General features: G+C 70.4%; 1 pseudogene. It reads right to left on the reverse strand.

The annotated features are described in order from the left end of the window. A pseudogene (locus ACFI33_RS11845) lies at nt 1-240 on the reverse strand (IS481 family transposase); the annotation flags it as partial.

Genomic DNA, 240 nt, shown 5'->3' on the forward strand with positions numbered 1-240 from the left:
TTGTCCGTGATCACCCGGTCCACGGTGATGCCGTGGGCGGCGAAGAACGCCCGCGCCCGGCAGTAGAAGCTCACGGTCGTGGCCGCCCGCTCGTCCTCCAACGCCTCGGTGTAGGCCAGGCGGGTGTACCCGTCGATCGCCGAGTGCAGGTAGGTGTAGCCGACCCGCCGGCCAGGCCCGCGCTTGGAAGCACGGCCTGCTTCACTTTCACGTCCGTGGGTGCGCCAGCCGCCCCCGTCT

This window comes from Micrococcus sp. PSi08 (assembly GCF_054960655.1).